The organism is Pseudomonas sp. GD03862 (genome assembly GCF_029840855.1).
In the GTDB taxonomy this organism is placed as follows: Bacteria; Pseudomonadota; Gammaproteobacteria; order Pseudomonadales; family Pseudomonadaceae; genus Aquipseudomonas; species Aquipseudomonas alloputida.
In genome coordinates this window covers 17,310-43,611 of the sequence record NZ_JAOCDI010000015.1, presented here as the reverse complement: position 1 = coordinate 43,611, position 26,302 = coordinate 17,310, and the positions used below count along the sequence as shown (strand labels likewise).

Sequence of the window (26,302 nt, the reverse complement as noted above, 5' to 3'; positions counted from 1 at the left end):
GGAGCCTGCATTGTTCTTTGAGCGCCACGGTGGTGGTGAGCGGGCGTTGCTCGTTCACTTGGAAGGTCAGAACCCTGAGGCGCGCGAAGACCCGCAGGAGTTTCAGGAGTTGGCATTGTCGGCCGGTGCCGACATCGTCTCGCTGGTCACGGTGACAAGGCATCAGCCTTCCGCCAAATACCTGATTGGCAGTGGCAAGGTCGAAGAGCTGCACGACCTGGTCCATGCCGAACAGGTAGACCTGGTGATTTTCAATCACACCCTCACGCCTAGTCAGGAGCGCAACCTTGAACGTGTGTTCGAGTGTCGTGTGCTCGACCGTACCGGGCTGATTCTCGATATCTTCGCCCAACGGGCGCGTACCCATGAAGGCAAGCTGCAGGTCGAACTGGCCCAGCTGGAGCACATGAGCACGCGGCTGGTGCGCGGCTGGACTCACCTTGAGCGACAAAAAGGTGGTATCGGCCTGCGCGGCCCGGGTGAAACCCAGCTGGAAACCGACCGCCGCCTGTTGCGGGTGCGTATACGCCAGATCAAGTCGCGCCTGGAGAAAGTGCGCAGTCAGCGTGAGCAGGCGCGTCGCGGGCGCAAGCGCGCGGATATCCCCTCGGTGTCGCTGGTGGGTTATACCAACGCCGGCAAGTCCACGCTGTTCAACGCCCTGACCGAATCCGAGGTGTATGCCGCGGACCAGTTGTTCGCCACCCTCGACCCGACCCTGCGCCGGCTCGAGCTCAACGACCTGGGGCCGATCGTGCTGGCCGACACCGTAGGCTTCATTCGCCACCTGCCGCACAAGCTGGTCGAGGCATTTCGGGCTACGCTCGAAGAGTCGAGCAACTCCGACCTGTTGCTGCATGTGATCGACGCCCATGAGCCAGAGCGCATGGAGCAGATCGAGCAGGTGCTGGCGGTGTTGGGCGAGATCGGTGCCGAGGGGTTGCCGATACTGGAGGTGTACAACAAACTCGACTTGCTCGAAGATGTCGAGCCACAGATCCAGCGCAATGCCGATGGCAAGCCGGAACGGGTCTGGGTATCGGCACGCGATGGGCGTGGCCTGGAGCTGGTTGGCCAGGCGGTTGCCGAGTTGCTGGGGGATGATCTGTTTGTCGGTACCCTGTGCCTGGAGCAGCGTTTTGCCCGCTTGCGCGCGCAATTCTTTGCCTTGGGTGCCGTGCAGAGTGAAGAGCATGATGAAGAAGGGCGCAGCCTGCTGAGCGTGCGACTGCCCATGGTCGAACTGAATCGCCTGGTCAGCCGCGAAGGCATGGAGCCGCAAGTGTTTGTCGAGCAACACACTTTGCAATAAATGCTCGTCGAGGTCGCCGGGCAGCAGTGACAGGCATTCTGTAGCATTGGACGGCGCGCCGTGGGCGCGTCTTTGCTTTATCAGATGGAGAGCGCTATGGCTTGGAACGAGCCGGGTGGCAACTCGAACAATCAGGATCCCTGGGGCGGCCGCCGTGGTGGCGGTGGCGGCGGTGGTGACAAGAAAGGTCCACCGGATCTGGACGAGGCCTTCCGCAAACTGCAGGACAGCCTGAATGGCATGTTCGGCGGCAGCAAGAAACGTGGCGGCGGTGATCGCAATGTCGGCAAGGGCGGTGGCCTGGGCCTGCTGGGCATCGGCCTGGCGGTGCTGGCTGCAATCTGGCTGTACAGCGCCGTGTATGTGGTCGACGAGCAGGAGCAGGCGGTTGTGCTGCGCCTCGGCAAGTACTATGAGACGGTCGGTCCCGGCCTGAACATCTACTTCCCGCCGCTTGATCGCAAGTTCATGGAAAACGTCACGCGTGAGCGTGCCTACACCAAGCAGGGCCAGATGCTGACCGAAGACGAGAACATCGTCGAGGTGCCGCTGACCGTCCAGTACAAGATCAGCAACCTGCAGGACTTCGTGCTCAACGTCGACCAGCCTGAGGTGAGCTTGCAGCACGCGACCGAGAGTGCACTGCGTCACGTGGTGGGTTCCACTTCGATGGACCAGGTGTTGACCGAGGGGCGTGAGCAGATGGCCGTGGATATCCGCGAACGCCTGCAGCGCTTCCTCGATACCTACCGTACCGGTATCACCGTTACCCAGGTCAACGTACAGAGCGCGGCAGCCCCGCGTGAAGTGCAGGAAGCCTTCGACGACGTGATCCGCGCCCGCGAAGACGAGCAGCGTGCCCGCAACCAGGCCGAGTCCTATGCCAATGGCGTGGTGCCGGAAGCCCGTGGTCAGGCCCAGCGCATCATCGAGGACGCCAATGGTTACCGCGACGAAGTCATCGCCCGCGCCAAGGGTGAGGCAGACCGCTTCACCAAGCTGCTTGCCGAGTACCGCAAGGCACCTGACGTAACCCGTGAGCGTCTGTATCTGGAGACCATGCAAGAGGTCTACAGCAACTCGAGCAAGGTCATGGTGGCAACCAAGGACGGGCAGAGCAACCTGCTCTACCTGCCGCTGGACAAGATGGTCGAGGGCAGCCGCAGGCCGTCCGTGCCAACCACCAGCGTGTCGCCATCGGCCAACGATGCGGCCGCCCGTGCCGCGCAGGACATGCAACAGCAACAGCAGCCGCTGCGTACTAGGGAGAGCCGCTGATGAGCAATAGATCGCTGATCGCCCTGATCGCCGCCGTGGTCCTGGCCATCGTGGCCTGGAACAGCTTCTACATCGTGTCCCAGACCGAGCGTGCGGTACTGCTGCGCTTCGGTAAGGTGGTCGAGGCGGATGTTCAGCCAGGCTTGCACGTGAAGATTCCATACGTTAACCAGGTGCGCAGGTTCGACGCCCGACTGATGACCCTCGACGCTCCGACCCAGCGGTTCCTGACCCTGGAAAAGAAAGCGGTGATGGTCGACGCCTATGCCAAGTGGCGTGTCAAGGACGCTGAACGCTTCTACACCGCCACGTCCGGCATGAAGCAGATCGCCGACGAGCGTCTGTCGCGTCGTCTGGAAAGTGGCCTGCGCGACCAGTTCGGTAAACGGACCCTGCACGAAGTGGTTTCCGGTGAACGTGACGCGCTGATGGCTGACATCACTGCATCGCTGAACCGCATGGCGAGCAAGGAGCTGGGCATCGAGGTGGTCGACGTGCGCGTCAAGGCCATCGACCTGCCGAAGGAAGTCAACCGCAGCGTGTTCGACCGCATGAGCACCGAGCGTGAGCGTGAAGCCCGCGAGCACCGTGCCAAGGGTAACGAGCTGGCTGAAGGTATCCGTGCCGATGCCGACCGTCAGCGCCGTGTGCTGCTGGCCGAGGCTTATCGCGAAGCAGAAGAAACCCGTGGTGATGGTGATGCCCAGGCGGCCGCTATCTATGCCAAGGCCTACAGCCAGGACGCTGATTTCTATGCGTTCCACCGTAGCCTGCAGGCATACCGCGAGAGCTTCTCGAGCAAGAGCGACGTGATGGTCCTGGATCCGAAGAACGAGTTCTTCCGTTACCTGGACAAGAGCAGGCCTTGATGCTCAGGCCCTGATTTTCATGCAGCGGCGCCCCGCCTGGCAGCTAATGCACCAGGCGGGGTGCATCCTGAATGAAAAGGGGTGTATGATGAGGCAGCCGGGAAATTTCCCGGCTTTTTTGCGTCTGCAAGGTTGATTGGCTCAGCGCCGGTTGACGGTTTGGTCAGCTCGCAAGGCAATTTGAGGGTGTCGGGTACGGTGGCTGCGCTGGGATCAGTGCTGCCCGCTGCTGTGCGCGATACCGGCTTTTCTGACGGTTTGCCTGCTGGCAAGCCGCCCGGACCAGAGGGGAAATGGCGTAATGGCAACGGTAGACCGCTGGCTGCTGCCAGATGGCATCGAGGAAGTACTGCCACCTGAGGCTGCGCGCATCGAGATCGCGCGCCGCCAGGTGTTGGACCTGTTCCAGAGTTGGGGCTACGAACTGGTCGTCACCCCGCATATCGAGTACCTGGAGTCGCTGCTTACCGGCGCCGGCCAGGACCTGGATCAGCGCACCTTCAAGGTAGTGGACCCGCAGTCCGGCCGCCTGATGGGCTTCCGCGCCGACTTCACCCCGCAGGTAGCGCGTATCGATGCGCACACACTGCGCCGTGAAGGCCCGAGCCGGCTGTGCTATGCCGGCAGCGTGCTGCACGCCCAGCCGCGTGCCCTGTCCACCTCGCGCAGCCCGATCCAGCTGGGTGCCGAACTGTACGGCGATGCCAGCCCTACCAGCGACGTCGAAGTCATCAGCCTGATGCTCGCCACGCTGCAACTGGCCGATGTGCCGGATGTGCACATGGACCTGGGCCACGTCGGTATTTACCGCGGCCTGGCCCGTGCCGCCGGCCTGTCTGGCGCGGTCGAACAGCAGTTGTTCGACGCCATGCAACGCAAGGCTGTCGATGAAGTGCAGGCGCTGACCGCCGACCTGCCGAAAGACCTGGGCAGCATGCTGCGCGCTCTGGTCGAGCTATGCGGTGGTCGTGAAGTACTGGCTGAAGCCCGCGTGCGCCTCGGTCGCGCCCCGGCCAGCGTGCTGGCGGCGCTGGACGACCTGCTGGCAATCGCTGATCGCCTGGCGTCGCGCTACCCGGACCTGCCGCTGTACTTCGACCTCGGCGAGCTGCGGGGTTACCACTACCACACGGGCGTGGTGTTCGCCGTGTTCGTGCCAGGCGAAGGCCAATCGATCGCCCAGGGCGGTCGCTACGACGATATCGGCGCCGACTTTGGCCGGGCACGCCCGGCTACCGGCTTCTCCACGGATTTGAAGACCCTGGTCACACTGGGGCGAGCGGAGGTCGTATTGCCAACTGGCGGCATCTGGATGCCGGACAGTGGCGATGCGGCCCTCTGGCAGCAAGTCTGCCAGTTGCGCAACGAGGGCCAGCGTGTGGTTCAGGCTCTGCCTGGCCAGCCGTTGAGTGCTGCTCTCGAGGCGGATTGTGATCGGCAATTGATTCAGCAAGACGGGCGCTGGCAGGTTCTGCCGCTGGCCCAGTGAGTTTCTGCGTCGGCAACAGGCCGGCAACCAAGTTTGCGTGAATGAGGACCAATGTAATGGGTAAGAATGTCGTCGTCCTGGGCACCCAGTGGGGTGATGAGGGCAAAGGCAAGATCGTCGATCTGCTGACCGAACATGCTGCCGCCGTAGTGCGCTACCAGGGTGGCCACAATGCGGGTCACACCCTGGTGATCAACGGTGAAAAGACCGTTCTGCACCTGATTCCGTCCGGCATCCTGCGTGAAGGCGTACAGTGCCTGATCGGTAACGGCGTGGTCGTTGCCCCGGATGCACTGATGCGTGAAATCACCAAGCTGGAAGAGAAAGGCGTACCGGTGCGCGAGCGCCTGCGCATTTCCCCGGCTGCGCCGCTGATCCTGTCGTACCATGTGGCCCTGGATCAGGCCCGCGAAAAAGCCCGTGGCGAAGCCAAGATCGGCACCACCGGCCGTGGTATCGGCCCAGCTTACGAAGACAAGGTGGCACGTCGCGGCCTGCGCGTGGGTGATCTGTTCCACCGCGAGCGTTTCGCTGCCAAGCTGGGTGAGCTGCTGGATTACCACAACTTCCAGCTGGTGAACTACTACAAAGAGCCAGCCATCGACTTCCAGCAGACGCTGGACGAGTGCATGGCTTACGCCGAACAGCTCAAGCCGATGATGCTCGACGTCACCGCCGAGCTGCACAACCTGCGTCGCGCCGGCAAGGACATCATGTTCGAAGGCGCCCAGGGCTCGCTGCTGGACATCGACCACGGCACCTACCCGTACGTCACCAGCTCCAACACCACCGCTGGCGGTATTTCCACGGGTTCCGGCGTCGGCCCGATGTACCTGGACTACATCCTGGGTATCACCAAGGCCTACACCACTCGCGTGGGTTCCGGTCCGTTCCCGACCGAACTGTTCGACGAGACCGGTGCTACCTTGGCCAAGCGTGGCCACGAGTTCGGCTCCACCACCGGCCGTGCCCGTCGTTGCGGCTGGTTCGATGCCGTGATCCTGCGTCGCGCTATCGACGTCAACAGCATCTCGGGCATCTGCCTGACCAAGCTGGACGTACTGGACGGCTTGGAAACCATCAACATCTGCGTTGGCTACAAGAACGAGAACGGTGCCGTCATTGACGCGCCTTCCGATGCCGACAGCTACATTGGCCTTGAGCCGGTGTACGAAGAGATGCCAGGCTGGAGCGAGTCGACTCTGGGTGTGAAAACCCTGGAAGAGCTGCCGCAAGCTGCGCGTGACTACATCAAGCGCATCGAAGAGCTGGTTGGCGCGCCGATCGACATCATTTCGACCGGCCCGGACCGCAACGAGACCATCGTGCTGCGTCACCCGTTCGCCTGATCTGCCCTCCAGGCTGATCTGACGCCGCGGCCCTGAGAAGGGCCGCGGCGTTTTCATTTGTGGGCATGTCTGTGCTGGCCAATATCCACCGGCAATCCACCGTTGCCGCCGCTACCGTATTCGCGGGTAAACCCGCTCCTACGTGGGCACAAAACGGTGGTTGGGCGCAGGCCGTTGTAGGAGCGGGTTTACCCGCGAATGGGCCTGCACACGAAACCCTATTGCTAGACCTTGGCGCATTTCCCTGCTGCCTACGGCACAACCCTTGCTGTAAGAAGTTTCTGTAGATGCCATCAAAATAGTGGCGCCAGAAAACACGAGGGTTACACCGTGTCTGCCATCCTCTCACTGTTACGAAGCCGCCTATTGCGGCCTGTGTTTGTTGCCCTTGGTATCGCTCTTTTGGTGCAGGTGCTGGTTGCCGTTGCGCTCACCCGAAGCACGGTCACCGCCCTGGAGGCCGACCTTGGCGAACGGCTGGGTAATGACAGCCGCCAACTCGCAAGCGATCTGGAGCAAGCCGGGCAAGATGTGCGCTCTGGGCTCGACGGCCTGTCCAGCAGTACCCGTCAGCGCCTGAGCGCAGGGTTGTCGGAGCGCCTGCAAAGCGAACAGCAGCAACTGCGCAGCACCCTGGAAAAGAACCTCAAGGATTCCGCCAACGACATGGCCGAACTGCTGGCTTCGGTTGCCCCGCGGGCGATCTGGGACAACGATGTGCCAGTGCTCTCGGATTTCGCACGACGCGCTCAGCGCAACCCGAACGTGCTGTTCGTGGTGTACGACGACGCTCAGGGTCAGCACCTGACTCGCTACCTCAACCGGCAAAACCCGATCAACCAGGCTTTGATGGAAAAGGGCCAGGGCGAGCGTGCGCTGGACAAGGTGATTGATGCTGCCCGGCGTGACCCGGCGGTGTACTTCGTCGAAGCCTCGATCAGCCCCAATGGCACGGAAATCGGTAAGGTGGTGATGGGGGTTTCCACTGCCGGCATCGACCATGAGCTAAAGGCGCTGGACCAGCGCTTCGCGGCGCTGATCGCTAGCGGAGAGCAGTTGGTTGGCGACAGCCTGGTCGGTGCTGCTGCCGATAGCGGCAAGACCCTGCGTGAGCGCCTTGAGAAGGCGCAGGGCAGTGCTGCCGCCATGCAGGCCAATACCGCGCAAACCGTGCGCGATGCCGCTGCAGAGCTGCGCTGGCGTATCGGTCTGGGCCTTGTGCTGGTCGGCCTCGGGGTGCTGGTAGTGGTGGCTTTGGTGCTAGGCCGCCGGGTACTGAGCAAGCTGCGCCTGTTGATTGCCGCTCTCGATGACCTGGCGGCCGGCGAAGGTGACTTGACCAAGCGCGTGCCGCTCGACAGCCGAGATGAAATCGGCGACATGGCCTCGGCAGTGAACCGCTTTGTCGACAAGTTGCAGCCGATTGTGCGCGAAGCCGGCGAGGTGGCGCAGCGCACGGGTGTGGAGATTGGCGCGATGGCCCAGCGCAACGCTGGCGCAGATGCTGCCGCCGCATTGCAGCGCGATGAAGTGGCCGCCAGCCTGCGCGACCTGTCGAGCATGGCTGATGAAGCACAAGCCGAAAGTCATGCGATGCAGGCGGCGTTGCAGCAAGTGGTGGATATCCGCCAGGCGACCGATGAAAACAGCCGCACCTCGACCCAGCTTGCCGGTTTGATCGAGAACCTGGCTGGGCAGGTGGATGCCGGCTCCCAGGTGATCGAGCGCCTGGCCAAGCAGAGCGAGCAGATCGAAGTGGTGCTGACGGTGATCCACGGTATCGCCGAGCAGACCAACCTGTTGGCCTTGAACGCCGCCATCGAGGCGGCCCGTGCTGGCGAAACCGGACGCGGCTTTGCCGTGGTGGCCGACGAGGTGCGCGCGCTGGCGAGCAAGACGCAAAGCTCTACGGGCGATATCCAGGCGCACATCGCAGCATTGCAGAAGGGCGCCAAGGAAGCTGTGGCCACCATCAGCCAGGCTGGGCTCAAGGCTAGCGAAGGCTTGCTGGTGCTGCGTGACAACGAGCGTCGGCAGCAGTCAGTGCAGGCGGCGGTGGAGCAGGTGCATGCGGCCATTGGCTTGGCTACCCGTGCGGCCGAGCAGCAGGCGAATGGCGCGCAGGCGGTGCGTGGGCGAGTGGAGACTATCCATGCTCAGGCTGAGCGTTCGGCTGAGGTGGTGATGCAGACTACGGCCAGCAGCAAGGTGCTGGATGATCTGGCGGCGCAGCTGCGCGCCAGCCTGGGCCAGTTCCGGGCCTGAATCCTGCGCGGTCTCTTGTGAGAGCAATTGTCTTGCTCAATTTCTAAAAGCTGGCGCGATCCCTGTGGGAGCGGGCTTGCCCGCGAACACGGGCGAAGCCCGTGCCATCCACCACGGTGTTGCTATGCTGTCGGCGACACATAGCAAAAGGAGTTGCTAATGTCCGCCCAACTAATCGCCGCCCAGGCCGACCTGAATTTCCTGCACAGTGACAGCGTAAAGCTCACTGACCCGATGACCGCCCTGCAAGCCTACTGCGCTATGACCTCGGACGTCCCCTACTGGCTGGCCCGGGCCTTCCGCATTCGCGACTTCATCTCACGCCGTTTCAATGTCGCCGATATCCACGGCTTCACTCGCGGCGATCCAACGCATGTGCCAGCCGTCGGTGAGCGCCTGGACTTCTTCACTGTCGAGGCCATCAGCGACCAGCAACTGGTCCTGACCTCGCGTGATACGCACCTGGCTGTGATGGTGAGCGTAGATCTAGATGAGCAGTGGGAAGGGTGTCAGCGCTTGAGCGTGACCACCTCGGTGCAGTGCTTCAACACCTTCGGCCGGCTTTACATGTTGCCGGTCGGCAAGGCCCATGGGCCAATTGTGCGGCGCATGCTGCGTAACATCTGATGGCCTGATCACCGGCAAGCCCCCACAGGTGCAGCGCAGGCCCTGAGACCGGTGCTGTACCTGAGGGCAAGCCCGCGTAGAAGTTCATGCCTTGTTCAGATACATCCGCGTAGTGAGCAGATATACCGGCAACCCCGACACCACGATCAGCAATGCCGCATACGGCGCCGCCGCCGCGAACTCGACATTGGCCGTATGCGCCCATACTTCGGTGGCCAGGGTGGTCATGCCGGTCGGGCTGAGCAGCAGGGTAGCCGTCAGCTCCTTCATGGCATCCAGGAACACCAGTGCAAAGGCCGCTGCCATGGCCGGGAAGATGATCGGCAAGGTCACCCGGCAGAATGCGGCAAAGCTACTGGCGCCAAGGGTGCGCGCAGCTTCTTCCAGCGTTGGTGAGGCCTTGTTCAGTGCGGTGCGCACCGGCGACTGGGCCAGCGGCAGGAACAGCAGTGCGTAGGCCAGCAGCAACAGTGCCGTGGTCTGGTACAGCGCCGGCACGTAGTGCAGGGCGAAGAACACCAGGGTCAGGGCAATCACCAGGCCGGGCAGGGCGTGCAGGAGGTAGGGCAGACGCTCAGCCCAAATCGCCAGGCGGCCTTTGTAGCGCACCACCAGGAAGCTGATAGGCAGAGCCAGCAGCACACAGAAGCCGGCACCGCCCAGCGACACCGACAGCGAGGTGAACAACGCCTTCGAGATGGCCGCCACCGGGAATGCCGCCGACGAACCCACGCTCAGCCAGTAACCGAGCATCGCCAGCGGAATGCCGCTGCCCAGCACCGCCAGGCCCACGCAGAACAGTTGCGCCAGCACCGCCCAGCCGCGTAGCCGCACCGGTTGCGCACGGCGCGCTACGCCCTGGCCGATGCGTACATGGCGGGCTTTGCCGCGCACCCGCAGTTCCAGCCACAGCATTGCCAGGCACATCGCCAACAGCACGGCAGACAGCATGGCCGCGTTGGCATTGCTGAACTCCAGTTCGAACTGCTGGTAGATCGCCGTGGTAAAGGTTTGCAGGCCGAGTATCGACAGCGCGCCAAACTCCACCAGCATATGCAGGGCAATCAGTAGCGCACCCCCGAGCATCGACGGCCACAGCAGTGGCAGGGTGACTTTGCTGAACACCCCCCAGCGGCTGCAACCCAGGGTGCGTGCCGACTCCTCCAGCGAGGTGTCGAGGTTGCGCAGGGTCGCGGCAACGGGCAGGAACACCAGCGGGTATTTGGACAGGGCCATGACCATGATCGCGCCGCCCAGGCCTTCAAAGTCCGAACTCAGCGACACCCAGGTGAAGCTGCTGACGAACGACGGCACGGCGAATGGCAGGCACAGCACCACGCCCCACAACCGGCGGCCGGCCAGGTTGCTGCGCTCCAGCAGCCAGGCCAGTGCCAGGCCGACCACCATACAGGTCAGCGTCACGCCGACCATCAGCAGCAGGGTGTTGCGCATCAGCCCCCAGACAAAGGGCCGCCACAACAGGTGCAAAGCTTCGCGCCAGCCGGCCTCCCAGGCTTTGATGGCGACATAAGCCAGTGGCAGCAAGCTCATTGCCACAAGGAACAGCACAGGCAGCACTACCCAGATGGAAGGGCGCTTGCGGCGCGGTACGAAGCGTACCGGCACCGGTTCGGACAGGGCGGCAGTCATCAGAGCAGGCCGACCTCACGCTCAAGTTCGATGGCTTCCTCGGCATTGCCCAAGTCAGCTGGCGAGATCTTCGGCGGGCGCAGCTCGTCGAACGGTTTCAGGCCGCGGTCAGAAACCATGCCCTTGTGCAGCGGGTACTCGGCGGTGGTCTGGGTGATCACGCGCTGGCCTTCTTCGCTGGCCATCCAGTTGAGCAGGGCCTGGGCTTCTTTCGGATGTTTGCTGGCCTTGACCACGCCTGCGCCGGAGATAGTGACCAGGTTGCCAGCATCGCCGTCGGCCAGGTAGTAGAGCTTGGTGTCCAGCTTGCCGCGTTCGCGTTCAAGCGCGTACCAGTAGTAGTTGTTAACCAGTACCGCAGCCACTTCACCTTTTTCCACGGCTTTGAGGGCGACCATGTTGTTGGTGTAGGTCTTGCCGAAGGCTTTCAGGCCGGTCAACCATTCTTCGGTGGCTTCGCGCCCGTGCATCTTCAGAATGGCCACGGCCTGCTCCTGGAACGCACCGCTGGTAGGGACGTAGCCGACGCGGCCTTCCCACTCAGGGTTGGCGAAGTCCATCACCGTGGTCGGCAGGTCTTTCTCGTCGACTTTCTTCGGGTTGTACACCACGATGCGCGTACGGGCGGTGATACCCATCCAGGTGCCGTTCGCGCCAACGTACTCCTTGGGCATCATGTTCAGCGTGGCGTCGTCAATCTTGGCCAGCAGGCCCAGCTCGCCCAGGTTGTTCAGGGGCGGGGACTCTTCGGTATAGATGATGTCGGCCGGCGAACGATCACCTTCCTCGATGATCTGGCTGGCCAGCTGGTTGCTGCTGCCTTTGCGGATGTCGATGTGAATGCCGGTCTTGGCCTCATAGGCCTTGGCAATGGCTTCGCCAATTTCCTTGTGCTGACCGTTGTACATGGTCAGCGTGACCGGTGCGTCTGCCATGGCGGCCGGAGCGCCGATGACCAGGCTCAGCACTGCGGCGGCCAGGGTACGCATCAGCGGTTGCGGGCGGATCGTCATGCGGGTACTTCCTCGCTTACGGCTACATATTTGGAAACAATGGTAAACGAAATTGTTTCTCAAGTGGCCGGGTGACGAGAAATTCATGGTCAGACCATGGTGCAAGGGGGGAGGGGGCACAAAAATCGCAGGCAAGAAAAAACCCACTAGCAAGCTAGTGGGTTTTTGTATGGTGCCCAGGAGAAGACTCGAACTTCCACGACCTTGCGGTCACTGATACCTGAAACCAGCGCGTCTACCAATTCCGCCACCTGGGCAAAGCTTTACATCATCTGCAGAAGGCGACTATCGTTCGCTTTCACACAGTAGTAACAGATCCTTGGTCATCTGTTACTTGAAAATATTTGGTGCCCAGGAGAAGACTCGAACTTCCACGACCTTGCGGTCACTGATACCTGAAACCAGCGCGTCTACCAATTCCGCCACCTGGGCACACATTCGAGGTTACTTGATGCTTTACAGCGTCGTTCATCTCTACTACAACTTCGGGGTTGTCCGTCGTTGTGGTGCGCACTATACGGACGCTCCCCAAGGCTGTAAAGCCCCTAATCGAAAAAAAATTCAAAAAATTCAACTTGTTGATTCCACAAGCCTATTTCTGCTGTTTATGCACTGCAGCGGGGGCTGTCCAAGGCAGACATTTCCGGTTTCAATACGCCTATGCCAGAATTCCTATCTATATACCCCAAGGTGAACCCCTTCTGATGGCCGATTGGCAATCCCTCGATCCCGAGGCCGCTCGCGAAGCGGAAAAATACGACAACCCCATTCCCAGCCGTGAGCTGATCCTGCAGCGTCTCGCCGACCGAGGCGAACCTGCTGCCCGCGAGGAGCTGGCAAAAGAGTTCGGTCTGTATGAAGAAGACCAGATCGAAGCCCTGCGCCGCCGCCTGCGTGCCATGGAGCGCGATGGCCAGCTTATCTATACCCGGCGCGGCACTTATGCCCCGGTAGACAAGCTGGACCTGATCTGTGGTCGCGTCTCCGGCCACCGCGACGGCTTCGGCTTCCTTATTCCCGATGACGGCAGCGAAGACCTGTTCCTCAGCCCGTCGCAGATGCGACTGGTGTTCGACGGCGACCGTGGCCTGGCCCGCGTCTCCGGTGTGGACCGCCGTGGTCGCCGTGAAGGCGTGCTGGTCGAAGTCATCTCCCGTGCCCATGAAAGCGTGGTCGGCCGCTATTTCGAAGAGGGCGGCATCGGCTACGTGACCCCGGACAACCCGAAGATCCAGCAGGAAGTGCTGGTGACCGCCGGGCGCAACGGCGGTGCCAAGATCGGCCAGTTCGTCGAGATCAAGATCACCCACTGGCCAACGCCGCGCTTCCAGCCGCAAGGCGATGTGGTCGAAGTCATCGGCAACTACATGGCACCGGGCATGGAAATCGACGTTGCCCTGCGCAGCTACGACATTCCGCACGTCTGGCCTAATGATGTGGTCAAGGAGGCACGCAAGTTCCGCTCCGAAGTCGAGGAGAAGGACAAAGAGAAGCGTGTCGACCTGCGCCATCTGCCGTTCGTCACCATCGACGGTGAAGACGCCCGCGACTTCGACGATGCCGTTTATTGCGAACCGCTGGGCAAGCTGCGTCTGTTCTCCGGTGGCTGGCGCCTGTACGTGGCCATCGCTGACGTCTCCAGCTACGTGCGTCTGGGCTCTGCCCTGGATGTCGAAGCCCAGCAGCGCGGTAACTCGGTGTACTTCCCCGAGCGCGTGGTGCCGATGCTCCCCGAAGAGCTGTCCAACGGCCTGTGCTCGCTGAACCCGCATGTCGACCGGTTGGCCATGGTCTGTGAAATGACCATGAACAAAGCCGGCCAGATGGTCGACTATCAGTTCTACGAAGGCGTGATCCACTCCCATGCCCGCCTGACCTACAACAAGGTCAGCAGCATGCTCGAGCACTCGCGTACCCGTGAGGGCAAGGCGCTGCGCGAAGAGTACAAGGATGTCGTGCCGGACCTGAAGAACCTGTACAACCTGTACAAGGTGTTGGTGGAGGCGCGCCACACCCGGGGTGCCATCGACTTCGAGACCCAGGAAACCCGCATCATCTTCGGCGAGGAGCGCAAGATCGCCGAAATCCGCCCGACCGTGCGCAACGACGCCCACAAGCTGATCGAGGAATGCATGCTGGCGGCCAACGTGGCCACCGCCGAGTTCCTGCAGAAGCACGGCGTACCGGCCCTGTACCGCGTGCACGACGGCCCGCCGCCGGAGCGCCTGGAAAAACTGCGCGCCTTCCTAGGCGAGTTGGGCCTTAGCCTGCACAAGGGCAAGGACCCGTCGCCGAAGGATTACCAGGCCCTGCTGGCGAGCATCGCCGGTCGCCCGGACTTCCACCTGATCCAGACGGTGATGCTGCGCTCGCTGAGCCAGGCCGTGTACAGCACCGAGAACAACGGCCACTTCGGCCTGAATTACGAGGCGTACACCCACTTCACCTCGCCGATCCGTCGTTACCCGGACCTGCTGGTGCATCGCGCCATCCGCAGCATCATCCGCTCCAAGGTCGATACCCCGCACGTCAAGCGTGCCGGCGCCATGAGCATTCCCAAGGCGCGTATCTACCCGTACGACGAAAACACCCTGGAGCAACTCGGCGAGCAGTGCTCGATGACCGAGCGCCGGGCCGACGAAGCCACCCGTGACGTGGTCAACTGGCTCAAGTGCGAGTTCATGAAAGACCGCGTGGGCGAGACCTTCCCGGGTGTGATCACTGCGGTGACCGGTTTCGGCCTGTTCGTCGAACTGACCGATATCTATGTAGAGGGCCTGGTGCACGTCAGTGCGTTGCCGGGTGACTACTACCACTTCGACCCGGTACACCATCGCCTGGCCGGCGAGCGCACCGGTCGCAGCTTCCGCTTGGGCGACACCATCGAAGTCAAGGTCATGCGTGTTGATCTGGATGAGCGCAAGATCGACTTCGAAGTGTCGGAAAAGACCCTCGCCGCACCGATCGGCCGCAAGCAGCGTGGTGCCGCGCCGGTTGCCGAAAAAGCCGAGCAGCAGCCGGCAACCGAAGCGAAAGCCACGCCCAAGCCACGCAGCCGCAAAAGTGAAGCGTCCGAAGCGTACTTCCCCAAGGATGCTGTGCAGCGAAACGCTGAAGTGCGTAAAAGCCGCGAGATGAAGAAAGCGCTGATGACCGACGCGCGCAGCAGTGCTGGCAGCAAATCGGAGAAAGGTGGCAAGCCGTCCGGCAAACCGACCAAGCACCGTAAAGGCCCGCCGAAGTCCGGCGCACCACGCAAAAACAAGAGCAATTCATGAGTCAGCTGGAAAAAATCTACGGCGTACACGCCGTGCAGGCATTGCTGCAGCACCATCCAAAGCGGGTCAAGCAGATCTGGCTGTCGGAAGGCCGCAGCGAGCCGCGCCTCGAAACCTTGCTGGCGCTGGCCGCGGAAAACCGCGTGCCGGTCGGCCAGGCCGAGCGCCGTGAGATGGATGCCTGGGTCGAAGGCGTGCACCAAGGCGTTGTAGCCGAGGTCAGTCCGAGCCAGGTGTGGGGCGAGCTGATGCTCGAAGAGCTGCTTGAGCGCACAGAAACACCGCCGCTGATCCTGGTGCTGGACGGTGTGACCGACCCGCACAACCTCGGCGCTTGTCTGCGTACCGCGGATGCGGCCGGTGCCACGGCAGTGATCGTACCTAAGGACAAGTCCGCAACGCTGACGCCGGTTGTGCGAAAGGTGGCTTGTGGTGCGGCAGAAGTCATTCCGCTGGTGGCTGTGACCAACCTGGCGCGTACGCTTGAGAAGTTGCAGCAGCGTGGCCTGTGGGTGGTGGGTACCGCTGGCGAGGCCGAGCAGGAGATCTACCAGCAGGACCTGACCGGGCCACTGGTGATGATCATGGGGGCGGAAGGCAAGGGCATGCGTCGGCTCACCCGTGAGCATTGCGACTTCCTGGTGAAGTTGCCGATGGCGGGTAGCGTCAGCAGCCTTAACGTGTCGGTGGCGACCGGGGTTTGCCTGTTCGAAGCCGTGCGTCAGCGCCAGGCCAAGCGCTGATTCTCAGCCTGTTCCGGCCTCTTCGCGGGTGAACCCGCTCCTACAGGGTGATTGCGTTCCCCTGTAGGCGCGGGTTCACCCGCGAAAGGGCCCGCAGCCTGTAAATATGTTTCAGGCTGTTCAAATATTCACCAATCACCTTGCTTGTGCGCCCCGGCTTCTCTACAATTGCGCCCCTTGCCGAGCTGGCAGGCGCTCATGTGCCTCCCCTCCGTGCAAGACATACAGTGTCATTCACTCCTTGTCTGACCAGATTCACTGGCAGACTACTAACCCGTAAGGAGCATTCATGCGTCATTACGAAATCATCTTCCTGGTTCACCCGGACCAGAGCGAACAAGTCGGCGGCATGGTTGAGCGTTACACCAAGCTGATCGAAGAAGATGGTGGCAAGATCCACCGCCTGGAAGACTGGGGCCGTCGTCAACTGGCCTACGCAATCAACAATGTTCACAAGGCTCACTACGTGATGCTGAACGTTGAGTGCACCGGCAAGGCCCTGGCCGAGCTGGAAGACAACTTCCGCTACAACGATGCCGTTATCCGTAACCTGGTCATCCGTCGCGACGAAGCCGTTACCGGCCAGTCCGAGATGCTGAAGGCTGAAGAGAACCGCAGCGAGCGCCGTGAGCGTCGCGAGCGTCCTGAGCATGCTGACTCCGCCGAAGGCGACGACAGCAATGACAGCGACTCCAGCGATAACGCTGACGAGTAATCCACGGACCTTTAGAGGAGCCTATTAAATGGCACGTTTCTTCCGTCGTCGTAAATTCTGCCGCTTCACTGCTGAAGACGTGAAAGAGATCGACTTCAAAGATCTCAACACCCTGAAAGCTTACGTATCCGAAACCGGCAAGATCGTTCCAAGCCGTATCACCGGTACCAAAGCTCGTTATCAGCGTCAGCTGGCTACCGCTATCAAGCGCGCCCGCTTCCTGGCCCTGCTGCCCTACACCGACAGCCACGGCCGCTGAGACCGGGTCGTCGACAAGCAGTAAGGGATTAGCATGCGAGCGTTAGCAAGTTTCATCATGCGCGGTCGTGTGCAGGCCACCCTCGTGGTGGTCATCAGCGCGGTACTGCCGCTGCTGTTCTGGTTGAGTGCCGCTGCCGGCAGCCTCGTGCTGCTGCGGCGTGGGTTCAAGGATGCTACATCGGTCATCGCCGGCGGCTTGCTGGCCGGGCTGGCCGTGTGGGTCATGGGCGATCCCATCACCTTTCTGGTGATTGCGGGTGCCTTGGCCTTGGCCGCCATGTTGCGTGCCGAGCACCCCTGGAGCCGGGTGTTGCTCGCCAGTGCCGTGTTCGCCGTGGCTTTCAGCCTCGTGCTTGATCTGGCGCTGGCGCAAACCTTCGATGTGCTGGCCAAGGCGTTTGCCGAAGCCATGCCGAAAATCGAAGGGCAACCGGTGCTCTCCGGTGAGCTGATCCGCCCTGTGCTGGTCGCTTCCACAGCAGTGACGGTGCAATTGTTCAGTGTGCTGGCGTTGATGCTGGCGCGCTATTGGCAGGCAGCGTTGTACAACCCTGGAGGCTTCGGTCGCGAGTTTCGCGAACTGAAGTTGCCGAAACAGACCATGGCGGTCTTGGTGGCAGTGATGGTGGTGGCGCCGTTTATCGGCCCGCAGTTCATCATCCTGGCATCGGCTTCCAGCCTGGTACTGGTGCTGGCCGGCATCGCCTTGATGCACGGGCTGGTGGCACAGGGCCGACTGGCCGGTTTCTGGCTGGTGGGGATGTACGTGACGCTACCGCTGATCATGCAGCTGATTTATCCGTTGTTGATGGTTTTGGCCATTGTCGACAGCCTGATTGATTTTCGCGGTCGCAAGTCCCCTCCGGGGAAAGACTCCGCGAACGGTGAAGGTTAAAAGTTAAGAGGTTTTACCAAATGGAACTGATCCTGCTGGAAAAAGTCGCTAACCTGGGCAACCTGGGCGACAAAGTAAAAGTTAAGGCTGGTTACGGCCGTAACTTCCTGCTGCCATTCGGCAAGGCCACCGTTGCCAACGCCGCCAACCTGGCTGCGTTCGAAGAGCGTCGTGCCGAGCTGGAAAAAGCAGCCGCTGACAAGAAAGCTTCGGCTGAAAGCCGCGCTGCCCAACTGGCCGAGCTGGAAGTGACCATCACTGCCACCGCTGGCGACGAAGGCAAGCTGTTCGGTTCGATCGGCACCCACGACATCGCTGACGCCCTGACCGCCTCCGGCGTTGAAGTGGCCAAGGCTGAAGTTCGTCTGCCGAACGGCACCATCCGTCAGGTTGGCGAATACGACGTAGCCGTGCACCTGCACAGCGACGTTGAAGCCACCGTACGCGTGGTCGTCGTAGCTGCCTAAGCTGCGCTAACTGGCTGGCTCCTTGCGAGTCAGGCGGTTAACATCGGGCACGGTCCTGTTTTCGACAGGCCGTGCCCTTTGTCTTTTTCATCCTCCAGAATTCTTTCGTGGCCATGAACGAGATCACCACCTCCGAACAGCTTGACCTGCAAACCGCAGCCCTGAAGGTACCGCCGCATTCCATCGAGGCCGAACAGGCCGTGCTCGGTGGCCTGATGCTGGACAACAATGCCTGGGAGCGGGTGCTGGACCAGGTGTCGGACGGCGACTTCTACCGGCATGACCACCGGCTGATCTTCCGCGCCGTGCACAAGTTGGCCGACGCCAACCAGCCATTCGACGTGGTGACCCTGCACGAGCAGTTGGACAAGGAAGGCCTGTCCTCGCAAGTCGGCGGCTTGGCCTACCTGGCCGAGCTGGCCAAGAACACCCCTTCGGTGGCCAACATCAAGGCCTACGCTGCGATCATTCGTGAGCGGGCCACGTTGCGCCAGCTGATCAGCATCAGTACCGACATCGCCGACAACGCGTTCAACCCGCAGGGGCGCAACGCTGCCGAGATTCTCGACGATGCGGAACGGCAGATCTTCCAGATCGCCGAGGCACGGCCTAAAACCGGCGGCCCGGTGGGCGTCAACGAGCTGTTGACCATGGCCATCGACCGCATCGATACGCTGTTCAACTCCGACAGTGACATCACCGGTATCTCCACCGGTTACACCGACCTGGACGAGAAGACCAGCGGCCTGCAGGCAGCCGACCTGATCATCGTCGCGGGTCGTCCGTCGATGGGTAAGACCACCTTCGCCATGAACCTGGTGGAAAACGCCGTACTGCGTACCGACAAGGCGGTGCTGGTGTTCTCCCTCGAGATGCCAGGTGAGTCGCTGATCATGCGTATGCTCTCGTCCCTGGGGCGTATCGACCAGACCAAGGTCCGTTCCGGCCAGCTGGACGACGACGACTGGCCACGCCTGACCTCGGCAGTGAACCTGCTCAACGACCGAAAATTGTTCATCGACGATACGGCGGGTATCAGCCCCTCGGAAATGCGCGCGCGTACCCGCCGCCTGGCCCGTGAGCATGGTGAAATCGCCATGATCATGGTCGACTACCTGCAGCTGATGCAGATTCCGGGGTCGGCCGGTGACAACCGTACCAACGAAATTTCCGAGATTTCCCGCTCGCTCAAGGCCCTGGCCAAAGAATTCAACTGCCCGGTCATTGCCCTTTCGCAGCTGAACCGCTCGCTGGAACAGCGCCCGAACAAACGCCCGGTGAACTCCGACTTGCGTGAATCCGGTGCAATCGAGCAGGACGCCGACGTGATCATGTTCGTGTACCGCGACGAGGTGTACCACCCCGAGACCGAGCACAAGGGCGTGGCGGAAATCATCATCGGCAAACAGCGTAACGGCCCCATCGGCTTCGTGCGTTTGGCGTTTATCGGCAAGTACACCCGGTTCGAGAACTTGGCGCCGGGTATGTACAACTTCGATGACGACGAATAACTCATTGCGTTAGCAGGGGCCCTTGTAGGGGCTGCTTTGCGGCCCATCGCGACGCAAGGCCGCTCCCGCATTCGTTGCAACTCGGCCAAGGCGGGCAAAGGGCAACGCGCAACGGGCGACCATGGCCTTGCAGGTTTGGCGCGTTGCAACAAATGTGGGAGCGGCCTTGCGTCGCGATGCGCCGCGCGGGCGGCGCTCGATTTCACAGGCGCTGAAACTGCTGTTTCGTACACCTGGCGCCCTCACCACACCCACCAAACCAACCACCTGACGCCCCCCCCCAACTGTCGCTCTACCCACCAATCCCCACGAATCCAGTCGGATTTGGTCAAAATTTGTGCTATATTCCGCGCCCGCGATTTCCCTGCACACCAGAACCGGTCACTGACATGCAAGCAGCCAAACCACTCTACGACTATCCCAAGTACTGGGCCGAATGCTTCGGGCCAGCACCTTTCCTGCCAATGAGCAGGGAGGAGATGGATCTGCTCGGCTGGGATTCCTGCGACATCATCATCGTGACCGGTGATGCCTACGTCGACCATCCGTCGTTCGGCATGGCCATCATTGGCCGTCTGCTGGAAGCCCAAGGCTTCCGCGTGGGCATCATCGCCCAGCCGAACTGGCAGTCGAAAGACGACTTCATGAAGCTCGGCGAACCGAACCTGTTCTTCGGTGTGGCCGCCGGCAACATGGACTCGATGATCAACCGCTACACCGCGGACAAGAAGATCCGTTCCGACGATGCCTACACCCCTGGTGGCCTGGCCGGCAGCCGTCCGGACCGTGCCAGCCTGGTGTACAGCCAGCGCTGCAAGGAGGCCTACAAGCATGTGCCGATCGTGCTCGGCGGCATCGAGGCTTCGCTGCGCCGCATCGCCCACTACGACTACTGGCAGGACAAGGTTCGTCACTCGATCCTGATCGACGCCAGCGCCGACATCCTGCTGTTCGGCAACGCCGAGCGTGCGGTGGTCGAGGTGGCCCAGCGCCTGTCCAACGGGGAGAAGATCGAGACCATCACCGACGTGCGCGGCACCGCCTTCGTGCGCCGCGATACCCCGCAGGGCTGGTACGAGATCGACTCCACCCGTATCGACCGCCCGGGGCGCGTCGACAAGATCATCAACCCGTACGTGAACACCCAGGACACCCAGGCCTGCGCCATCGAGCAGGCCAAGGGCGACCAGGAAGACCCGAACGAAGCCAAGGTGGTGCAGATTCTCGACAGCCCGGCCGTGACCCGGGAAAAGTCGGTGATCCGCCTGCCATCGTTCGAAAAGGTGCGTAACGACCCGGTGCTCTATGCCCATGCCAACCGCGTGCTGCACCTGGAGACCAACCCGGGCAACGCCCGCGCGCTGGTGCAGAAGCATGGTGAAGTGGATGTGTGGTTCAACCCGCCACCCATCCCAATGAGCACCGAGGAAATGGACTACGTGTTCGGCATGCCTTACGCCCGTGTGCCGCACCCGGCCTATGGCAAGGAGCGCATCCCGGCCTACGAGATGATCCGTTTCTCGGTGAACATCATGCGTGGCTGCTTCGGTGGCTGTACCTTCTGCTCGATCACCGAGCACGAAGGCCGCATCATCCAGAACCGCTCGCACGAGTCGATCCTGCACGAAATCGAAGAGATGCGTGACAAGGTGCCGGGCTTCACCGGCGTGGTCTCGGACCTTGGCGGGCCGACTGCCAACATGTACCGCATCGCCTGCAAAAGCCCCGAGATCGAGAAGCACTGCCGCAAACCGTCGTGCGTGTTCCCGGGCATCTGCGAAAACCTCAATACCGACCACAGCTCGTTGATCGAGCTGTACCGCAAGGCCCGTGCCTTGCCGGGTGTGAAAAAGATCCTGATTGCTTCCGGCCTGCGCTACGACCTGGCGGTGGAATCGCCGGAGTACGTCAAGGAACTGGTCACCCACCACGTTGGCGGCTACCTGAAGATTGCCCCGGAGCACACCGAGCGTGGCCCGCTGGACAAGATGATGAAGCCGGGTATCGGCACCTACGACCGCTTCAAGCGCATGTTCGAGAAGTTCTCGAAAGAAGCGGGCAAGGAGCAGTACCTGATCCCGTACTTCATTGCCGCGCACCCCGGTACCACCGACGAAGACATGATGAACCTGGCCCTGTGGCTGAAGGGCAACGGCTTCCGCGCCGACCAGGTGCAGGCGTTCTACCCGTCGCCAATGGCCTCGGCCACGGCCATGTACCACTCAGGCAAGAACCCGCTGCGCAAGGTGACCTACAAGAGCGAAGGGGTGGAGATCGTCAAGAGCGACGAGCAACGCCGTCTGCACAAGGCGTTCTTGCGCTATCACGACCCGAAGGGCTGGCCGATGCTGCGTGAAGCGCTGCAGCGAATGGGCCGCGCCGACCTGATCGGGCCGGGCAAGCACCAGCTGATTCCGGCGCACCAGCCGCAGACCGACAGCTACCAGAGCGCGCGCCGCAAGAACTCGACCCCGGCGGGGAGCCACAAGGTGGGCAAGGACCAGAAGATCCTGACCCAGCACACCGGCCTGCCGCCGCGTGGCAGCGATGGCAGCAAGCCGTGGGACAAGCGCGAAAAGGCCAAGGCCGAAGCGTTTGCGCGTAACCAGCAGGCGGCCAAGGAGCGCAAAGAGGCGAGCAAGGGCGGCAAGGGCAACAAGAAGCCGCGTCAGCCTGTCATTCCCCGCTGATCTTGAAGGCTACATAGAGCCCTGTGGGAGCGGGTTCACCCGCGAATGCGTCGGTAGATCCACTATCGATTCGCGGGTGAACCCGCTCCTACTGGGTCAGTGTTCGGCCCATCCATCTGGGTCAGTCAGGCTGCTTGTCGACCCACTTAGGCGCGACCGGCGCCACAAAGCTGTCCATCCCGTCCAGCAGCTCGTCCGGCTGCTGCCCCAGCAGCAACATCGCCCGGTGTTGCGGGCGCACGAAACCTTCTTCGACGATATGGTCGAGGAACCCGCCCAGCTTGTCGTAGAAACCGTTCACATCCAGTAGCCCGAGCGGCTTGGCGTGATAGCCCAGCTGCCCCCAGGTCCACACTTCGAACAGTTCCTCCAGCGTACCCAGCCCACCCGGCAAGGCAATGAAGGCATCGCTCAGCTCGGCCATGCGGGCCTTGCGCGCATGCATGCCATCCACCACTTCCAGGCGGGTCAGGCCCTTGTGGCCGACTTCAGCGTCCAGCAGGCTCTGCGGGATGATCCCGACCACTTCGCCACCGGCCGCCATGGCCGCGTCGGCCACCACACCCATCAAGCCGACCGCGCCACCGCCATACACCAGGGTCAAGCCACGGCGGGCAATGGCCTGGCCCAGCGCGACGGCTGCTTCACGGTAGGCAGGGTTGGCGCCCATGCTGGCGCCGCAGAACACACAAACGGAACGTACGGGCATTGCTCATCTCCTGTCACTGAGGCGCACAGGTTACGGCGCATGCCGGTCACTTCCAAGGCCGGTTCATTCTGGACGGGAGAATTCGCAGATGGCTCCTGTGGCCCCGTGGGCGTAGGCGGCGAGCAGGCTATTGAGGAAGTTGGAGATGGGCATTTGGTATTGCTCCTAAATGAGAGGTTGTCTCATCGTCCAATAAAAGGGCATGATGTGCCCTTAGATTTGTTGTATACAATCCATTGAACAATTCTACTGGCTGGCCTCTTGACGCCCCCTTGACCCATATCAGCAAGGGGCTGAACGGTTTCAGGCAGTCTCGCAATTGATAAAACCCTGCCAAGGAGATTCATGATGTTTGCGAAAGCTGTAGCGGTATCTCTGCTGACCCTCGCCAGCGCTTCTGTCTTCGCCGCCGAGTGCTCGGTCACTGTCGACTCGACTGACCAGATGTCCTACACCAGCAAGGAATTCACTGTCGACAAGAGCTGCAAGGAATTCACCGTCAAACTGACCCACTCCGGCAACCTGCCGAAGAACGTCATGGGCCACAACCTGGTGATCAGCAAGACTGCCGATATGCAGGCCATTGCCACCGAAGGCATGAGCCAGGGTCTGGATAAGGACTACCTGAAGGCTGACAACGCCGCCATCATCGCCCACACCAAGATGATCGGCGCGCCTGAGAAAGAAACCGAAGTGAAGTTCGACACTTCCAAGCTGGAAGCCGGTGGTGACTACAGCTTCTTCTGCACCTTCCCGGGCCACATCTCGATGATGAAAGGCAAGGTCATCGTCAAGTAATCAAAGGCTGACGGCGAACCCTGTAGGAGCGGGTTCACCCGCGAATGCGTCGGTGGGTTCACCATCGTATTCGCGGGTGAACCCGCTCCTGCAGGCCACTTATCAAGGGGCGAACGGCAGTTCGCGCTTGTGCTGGGTCTTGCGGTAGGTGGCGACGATGATGTCGAACGCCGCCTGGTCAACCGGCTGCCCATGCAGGAAGGCATCGATCTGCGCGTAGGTCACGCCATGTGACGCCTCGTCCGGCTTGCCCGGCTCCAGGTCTTCCAGGTCGGCCGTTGGCACCTTCTCCACCAGTGCCTCCGGCGCACCGAAGCTACGCGCAATCGCCCGCACCTGATTCTTCACCAGCCCACTCAACGGCGCCAGGTCGCAGGCACCATCACCAAACTTGGTGAAGAAGCCCATTACCGCCTCGGCCGCGTGGTCGGTACCGATCACCAGACCTGCGCGGGCGCCAGCGATGGTGTACTGGGCGACCATCCGGGTGCGTGCCTTGACGTTGCCCACCACGAAGTCCACCAACGTCGGCGAGCCGTTCTTCAACGCCGCCACTTCAGCTGCCAATGCGCGCACTGCCGGGGCGATATCCACCGTGTGAACTTCATCTGCCTTGATCACGTCCAGGCATGCCTGGGCGTCATGCTCGTCATGCTGTACCTGGTACGGCAGGCGCACGGCAATGAAGGTGTAGGCCTTGTCGCCGGTCTCGGCGCGCAGCTCGTTGATGGCACGCTGGGCGAGCAGGGCGGCAGTCAGTGAGTCGACGCCACCGCTGATGCCCAGCACCAAGGTCTTGAGTCGAGCGTTGGCCAGGCAGTCCTTGATGAACGCCACCCGCCGGGCGACTTCGGCCTCGAGCGCTGCCGCGTCGGCGAACGGCGGCTGTACCTTCAGCGCCTGGGCAATCTCTTGCTGAACCGCTTGCATGGGTTACTCCTTGCTGGGGACTTTGAATACGTGACGCATGTAGGCGACGAAGTTCTCGTCGCGGCACTGGGTCTTGGCGGCTTCATCAGAGATCTTGGCCACCGGCGCGCCGTTGCAGTCGGTCATTTTAAGCACGATGTTCATGGGTGCCACACCTGGGATGTCGCAGGTCAGGTTGGTGCCGATGCCAAAGCTGACGTTGATGCGTCCGCGCAGGGCGCGGAAAATTTCCAGCGAGCGGGTCAGGTTGAGGCCGTCGGAAAACACCAGGGTCTTGGTCATCGGGTCGATACCCAGTTTCTGGTAATGGGCAATGGCCTTCTCCGCCCAGGCTACCGGCTCGCCCGAATCATGGCGCAGGCCGTCGAACAGCTTGGCGAAGTACAGGTCGAAATCGTCGAGGAAGGCATCCATGGTGATGCAGTCGGTCAGGGCGATGCCGAGCAGGCCGCGGTACTCGCGTACCCAGCAGTCCAGCGCAGCGATCTGGCTGTCGATCAGCCGTGGGCCGAGCTGCTGGTGGGCCATGATCCACTCGTGGGCCATGGTGCCCAGCGGCTTGATATCCAGTTTCCATGCCAGGTCGACGTTGCTGGTGCCGACAAAACGGCCGGGGAAGTCGTCGCGCAGCACCCTTGCCACTTCCTCCTGCACGCGGCTGGAAAAGCGCCGGCGGGTGCCGAAGTCGGCCACCTGCAGTTCGGCCAGCTCGTCGTCGCTGGCATGCGCACGCAGCCAGTCGAACTTGCGGTACAACTGGTCCCGCGCCTCGGCCAGGCGCATGTGCGGGTGCAGATTGCGGTTGCGTACTTCGCTGATGATGGCCAGCAGCGGCACTTCGAACAGGATCACATGCAGCCACGGACCTTTCAGGCGCAGGAACAGCTGATCATTTTCGATGCCGACGTGCACGTAACGCAGGTTGAAGCGGAACAGGCGCAGAAAGCGTAAAAAGTCGGGCTTGAGGAAGCTGATGCGTTCGAGGAAGGCCAGTTGGCCATCGTCCAGGGTGAGGTCGGCAAGCCGTTCGAGCTGATTGCGAATTTCGCCGAGGTAGGGGCGCAGGTCCTCACCGTTGCGGCAGCGGAATTCCCATTCGACGTCGGCGTCCGGGTAGTTGTGCAGCACACCCTGCATCATGGTGAGTTTGTAGAAGTCGGTGTCGAGCAGGTTGTGCACGATGCGCTCGGCGAATGCGCTTTCGCTCATCAAGGGGGCTCCGGAAGCGGCGATTGGCGGACATTGTGCCAGCCTTTTCCACCTTGTGTGGCTGTTCCGGCCTCTTCGCGGGCACGCCCGCTCCTGCACGGTGCGGGTACTTGCTCCTGTTGTAGGGGCGGGTTTGCCGGCGAAGAGGCTGGAACGGCCAAAACAGAGGTGTTTTTCCGTGCACCAGCTAGCCTTGAAACGGTGCCGCCTGTAGCAGTCGCGCACCAGCAGTGTGCAGTTCGGT

Annotated in this window: 21 protein-coding genes and 2 tRNA genes; 16 read left to right on the top strand and 7 right to left on the bottom strand. The window is 61.9% G+C overall.

Annotated features, from left to right (window positions below):
• Window positions 1–10: 10 nt before the first annotated feature.
• The 7 genes from hflX to N5D53_RS12275 all read left to right on the top strand — a co-directional run bounded on the left by hflX (window position 11) and on the right by N5D53_RS12275 (window position 9,189).
• Entirely contained in the window at window positions 11–1,312 is a 1,302-nt protein-coding gene (hflX, locus tag N5D53_RS12305) for a ribosome rescue GTPase HflX (RefSeq protein ID WP_012274456.1), read from the top strand.
• A 96-nt stretch (window positions 1,313–1,408) separates the two neighbouring features.
• A complete protein-coding gene (gene hflK / locus N5D53_RS12300) occupies window positions 1,409–2,590 on the top strand; it encodes an FtsH protease activity modulator HflK (protein ID WP_104962644.1) in 1,182 nt (393 codons plus the stop codon).
• Window positions 2,590–3,459, top strand: a complete 870-nt coding sequence (gene hflC, locus N5D53_RS12295) for a protease modulator HflC (RefSeq protein ID WP_014592592.1) — start codon at window positions 2,590–2,592, stop codon at window positions 3,457–3,459. Before hflK ends, hflC begins: the two co-directional genes overlap by 1 nt.
• A 301-nt stretch (window positions 3,460–3,760) precedes the next feature.
• Window positions 3,761–4,948: an ATP phosphoribosyltransferase regulatory subunit gene (locus tag N5D53_RS12290; RefSeq protein WP_010955481.1), complete on the top strand. Its 1,188-nt coding sequence runs from the start codon at window positions 3,761–3,763 to the stop codon at window positions 4,946–4,948.
• 56 nt (window positions 4,949–5,004) lie between these two features.
• Window positions 5,005–6,297, top strand: coding sequence for an adenylosuccinate synthase (locus N5D53_RS12285; protein ID WP_003249542.1), 1,293 nt, complete (start codon window positions 5,005–5,007; stop codon window positions 6,295–6,297).
• A gap of 330 nt (window positions 6,298–6,627) precedes the next feature.
• Window positions 6,628–8,562 (top strand): methyl-accepting chemotaxis protein, encoded by a 1,935-nt coding sequence (locus tag N5D53_RS12280; protein WP_020193403.1) that lies wholly within the window; start codon window positions 6,628–6,630, stop codon window positions 8,560–8,562.
• A gap of 159 nt (window positions 8,563–8,721) precedes the next feature.
• Window positions 8,722–9,189, top strand: coding sequence for a DUF2867 domain-containing protein (locus N5D53_RS12275; RefSeq protein WP_104962642.1), 468 nt, complete (start codon window positions 8,722–8,724; stop codon window positions 9,187–9,189).
• An 84-nt stretch (window positions 9,190–9,273) separates the two neighbouring features.
• Here the strand turns inward: N5D53_RS12275 and N5D53_RS12270 are convergent, their stop codons facing one another.
• From N5D53_RS12270 to N5D53_RS12255, 4 genes are all read right to left on the bottom strand, one after another.
• Window positions 9,274–10,839, bottom strand: a complete 1,566-nt coding sequence (locus N5D53_RS12270; RefSeq protein WP_020192088.1) for an iron ABC transporter permease — start codon at window positions 10,837–10,839, stop codon at window positions 9,274–9,276.
• Entirely contained in the window at window positions 10,839–11,852 is a 1,014-nt protein-coding gene (locus N5D53_RS12265; RefSeq protein WP_003249550.1) for an extracellular solute-binding protein, read from the bottom strand. The genes N5D53_RS12270 and N5D53_RS12265 overlap by 1 nt, the downstream gene beginning before the upstream one ends.
• A gap of 170 nt (window positions 11,853–12,022) precedes the next feature.
• Window positions 12,023–12,109 (bottom strand) — tRNA-Leu (locus N5D53_RS12260).
• A gap of 88 nt (window positions 12,110–12,197) precedes the next feature.
• Window positions 12,198–12,284: transfer RNA gene (locus N5D53_RS12255), tRNA-Leu, on the bottom strand.
• 272 nt (window positions 12,285–12,556) lie between these two features.
• Between N5D53_RS12255 and rnr the strand changes: the two genes are divergently transcribed.
• The 8 genes from rnr to N5D53_RS12215 all read left to right on the top strand — a co-directional run bounded on the left by rnr (window position 12,557) and on the right by N5D53_RS12215 (window position 22,412).
• Entirely contained in the window at window positions 12,557–15,130 is a 2,574-nt protein-coding gene (gene rnr / locus N5D53_RS12250; protein WP_190869899.1) for a ribonuclease R, read from the top strand.
• Window positions 15,127–15,873 carry a 23S rRNA (guanosine(2251)-2'-O)-methyltransferase RlmB gene (rlmB, locus tag N5D53_RS12245; RefSeq protein WP_003249554.1) on the top strand — a complete coding sequence of 249 codons (747 nt, stop codon included), beginning with the start codon at window positions 15,127–15,129 and terminating at the stop codon, window positions 15,871–15,873. Before rnr ends, rlmB begins: the two co-directional genes overlap by 4 nt.
• A 289-nt stretch (window positions 15,874–16,162) precedes the next feature.
• Complete coding sequence (rpsF, locus tag N5D53_RS12240; protein WP_003249557.1) at window positions 16,163–16,588, top strand: 30S ribosomal protein S6; 426 nt, start codon at window positions 16,163–16,165, stop codon at window positions 16,586–16,588.
• Between the two features lie 28 nt (window positions 16,589–16,616).
• The gene (rpsR, locus tag N5D53_RS12235; RefSeq protein ID WP_003249563.1) at window positions 16,617–16,847 is read left to right on the top strand and encodes a 30S ribosomal protein S18; all 231 of its coding nucleotides are present in this window, start codon (window positions 16,617–16,619) and stop codon (window positions 16,845–16,847) included.
• A 33-nt stretch (window positions 16,848–16,880) separates the two neighbouring features.
• Window positions 16,881–17,744, top strand: coding sequence for a hypothetical protein (locus tag N5D53_RS12230; protein ID WP_003249565.1), 864 nt, complete (start codon window positions 16,881–16,883; stop codon window positions 17,742–17,744).
• A 20-nt stretch (window positions 17,745–17,764) separates the two neighbouring features.
• Window positions 17,765–18,211 (top strand): 50S ribosomal protein L9, encoded by a 447-nt coding sequence (rplI, locus tag N5D53_RS12225; RefSeq protein WP_003249568.1) that lies wholly within the window; start codon window positions 17,765–17,767, stop codon window positions 18,209–18,211.
• Window positions 18,212–18,324: 113 nt separating this feature from the next.
• On the top strand, window positions 18,325–19,722 hold the full coding sequence (gene dnaB, locus N5D53_RS12220) for a replicative DNA helicase (protein WP_010955472.1): 1,398 nt from the start codon (window positions 18,325–18,327) through the stop codon (window positions 19,720–19,722).
• Between the two features lie 389 nt (window positions 19,723–20,111).
• Window positions 20,112–22,412, top strand: coding sequence for a YgiQ family radical SAM protein (locus N5D53_RS12215; protein ID WP_003249577.1), 2,301 nt, complete (start codon window positions 20,112–20,114; stop codon window positions 22,410–22,412).
• Window positions 22,413–22,533: 121 nt separating this feature from the next.
• On the opposite strand, the gene N5D53_RS12210 is transcribed toward N5D53_RS12215, so the two are convergent.
• Window positions 22,534–23,121: a TIGR00730 family Rossman fold protein gene (locus N5D53_RS12210; protein ID WP_003249578.1), complete on the bottom strand. Its 588-nt coding sequence runs from the start codon at window positions 23,119–23,121 to the stop codon at window positions 22,534–22,536.
• Between the two features lie 348 nt (window positions 23,122–23,469).
• Here N5D53_RS12210 and azu point away from each other — a divergent pair, with 348 nt between their 5' ends.
• Window positions 23,470–23,919 (top strand): azurin, encoded by a 450-nt coding sequence (gene azu / locus N5D53_RS12205; protein ID WP_003249580.1) that lies wholly within the window; start codon window positions 23,470–23,472, stop codon window positions 23,917–23,919.
• Window positions 23,920–24,021: 102 nt separating this feature from the next.
• Here azu and nadE read toward each other — a convergent pair whose 3' ends face one another.
• A complete protein-coding gene (gene nadE, locus N5D53_RS12200; protein WP_104962640.1) occupies window positions 24,022–24,849 on the bottom strand; it encodes an ammonia-dependent NAD(+) synthetase in 828 nt (275 codons plus the stop codon).
• Between the two features lie 3 nt (window positions 24,850–24,852).
• Window positions 24,853–26,058 (bottom strand): nicotinate phosphoribosyltransferase, encoded by a 1,206-nt coding sequence (pncB, locus tag N5D53_RS12195; RefSeq protein ID WP_020190387.1) that lies wholly within the window; start codon window positions 26,056–26,058, stop codon window positions 24,853–24,855.
• Window positions 26,059–26,302 lie beyond the last annotated feature (244 nt).

Excerpts from the sequence above, each read along its gene's own strand:
- hflK (WP_104962644.1), top strand. The coding sequence starts at position 1,409 with ATGGCTTGGAACGAGCCGGGTGGCAACTCGAACAATCAGGATCCCTGG.
- hflC (WP_014592592.1), top strand. The coding sequence starts at position 2,590 with ATGAGCAATAGATCGCTGATCGCCCTGATCGCCGCCGTGGTCCTGGCC.
- N5D53_RS12290 (WP_010955481.1), top strand. The coding sequence starts at position 3,761 with ATGGCAACGGTAGACCGCTGGCTGCTGCCAGATGGCATCGAGGAAGTA.
- N5D53_RS12285 (WP_003249542.1), top strand. The coding sequence starts at position 5,005 with ATGGGTAAGAATGTCGTCGTCCTGGGCACCCAGTGGGGTGATGAGGGC.
- N5D53_RS12275 (WP_104962642.1), top strand. The coding sequence starts at position 8,722 with ATGTCCGCCCAACTAATCGCCGCCCAGGCCGACCTGAATTTCCTGCAC.
- N5D53_RS12270 (WP_020192088.1), bottom strand. The coding sequence starts at position 10,839 with ATGACTGCCGCCCTGTCCGAACCGGTGCCGGTACGCTTCGTACCGCGC.
- N5D53_RS12265 (WP_003249550.1), bottom strand. The coding sequence starts at position 11,852 with ATGACGATCCGCCCGCAACCGCTGATGCGTACCCTGGCCGCCGCAGTG.
- rnr (WP_190869899.1), top strand. The coding sequence starts at position 12,557 with ATGGCCGATTGGCAATCCCTCGATCCCGAGGCCGCTCGCGAAGCGGAA.
- rlmB (WP_003249554.1), top strand. The coding sequence starts at position 15,127 with ATGAGTCAGCTGGAAAAAATCTACGGCGTACACGCCGTGCAGGCATTG.
- rpsF (WP_003249557.1), top strand. The coding sequence starts at position 16,163 with ATGCGTCATTACGAAATCATCTTCCTGGTTCACCCGGACCAGAGCGAA.
- rpsR (WP_003249563.1), top strand. The coding sequence starts at position 16,617 with ATGGCACGTTTCTTCCGTCGTCGTAAATTCTGCCGCTTCACTGCTGAA.
- N5D53_RS12230 (WP_003249565.1), top strand. The coding sequence starts at position 16,881 with ATGCGAGCGTTAGCAAGTTTCATCATGCGCGGTCGTGTGCAGGCCACC.
- rplI (WP_003249568.1), top strand. The coding sequence starts at position 17,765 with ATGGAACTGATCCTGCTGGAAAAAGTCGCTAACCTGGGCAACCTGGGC.
- dnaB (WP_010955472.1), top strand. The coding sequence starts at position 18,325 with ATGAACGAGATCACCACCTCCGAACAGCTTGACCTGCAAACCGCAGCC.
- N5D53_RS12215 (WP_003249577.1), top strand. The coding sequence starts at position 20,112 with ATGCAAGCAGCCAAACCACTCTACGACTATCCCAAGTACTGGGCCGAA.
- N5D53_RS12210 (WP_003249578.1), bottom strand. The coding sequence starts at position 23,121 with ATGCCCGTACGTTCCGTTTGTGTGTTCTGCGGCGCCAGCATGGGCGCC.
- azu (WP_003249580.1), top strand. The coding sequence starts at position 23,470 with ATGTTTGCGAAAGCTGTAGCGGTATCTCTGCTGACCCTCGCCAGCGCT.
- nadE (WP_104962640.1), bottom strand. The coding sequence starts at position 24,849 with ATGCAAGCGGTTCAGCAAGAGATTGCCCAGGCGCTGAAGGTACAGCCG.
- pncB (WP_020190387.1), bottom strand. The coding sequence starts at position 26,058 with ATGAGCGAAAGCGCATTCGCCGAGCGCATCGTGCACAACCTGCTCGAC.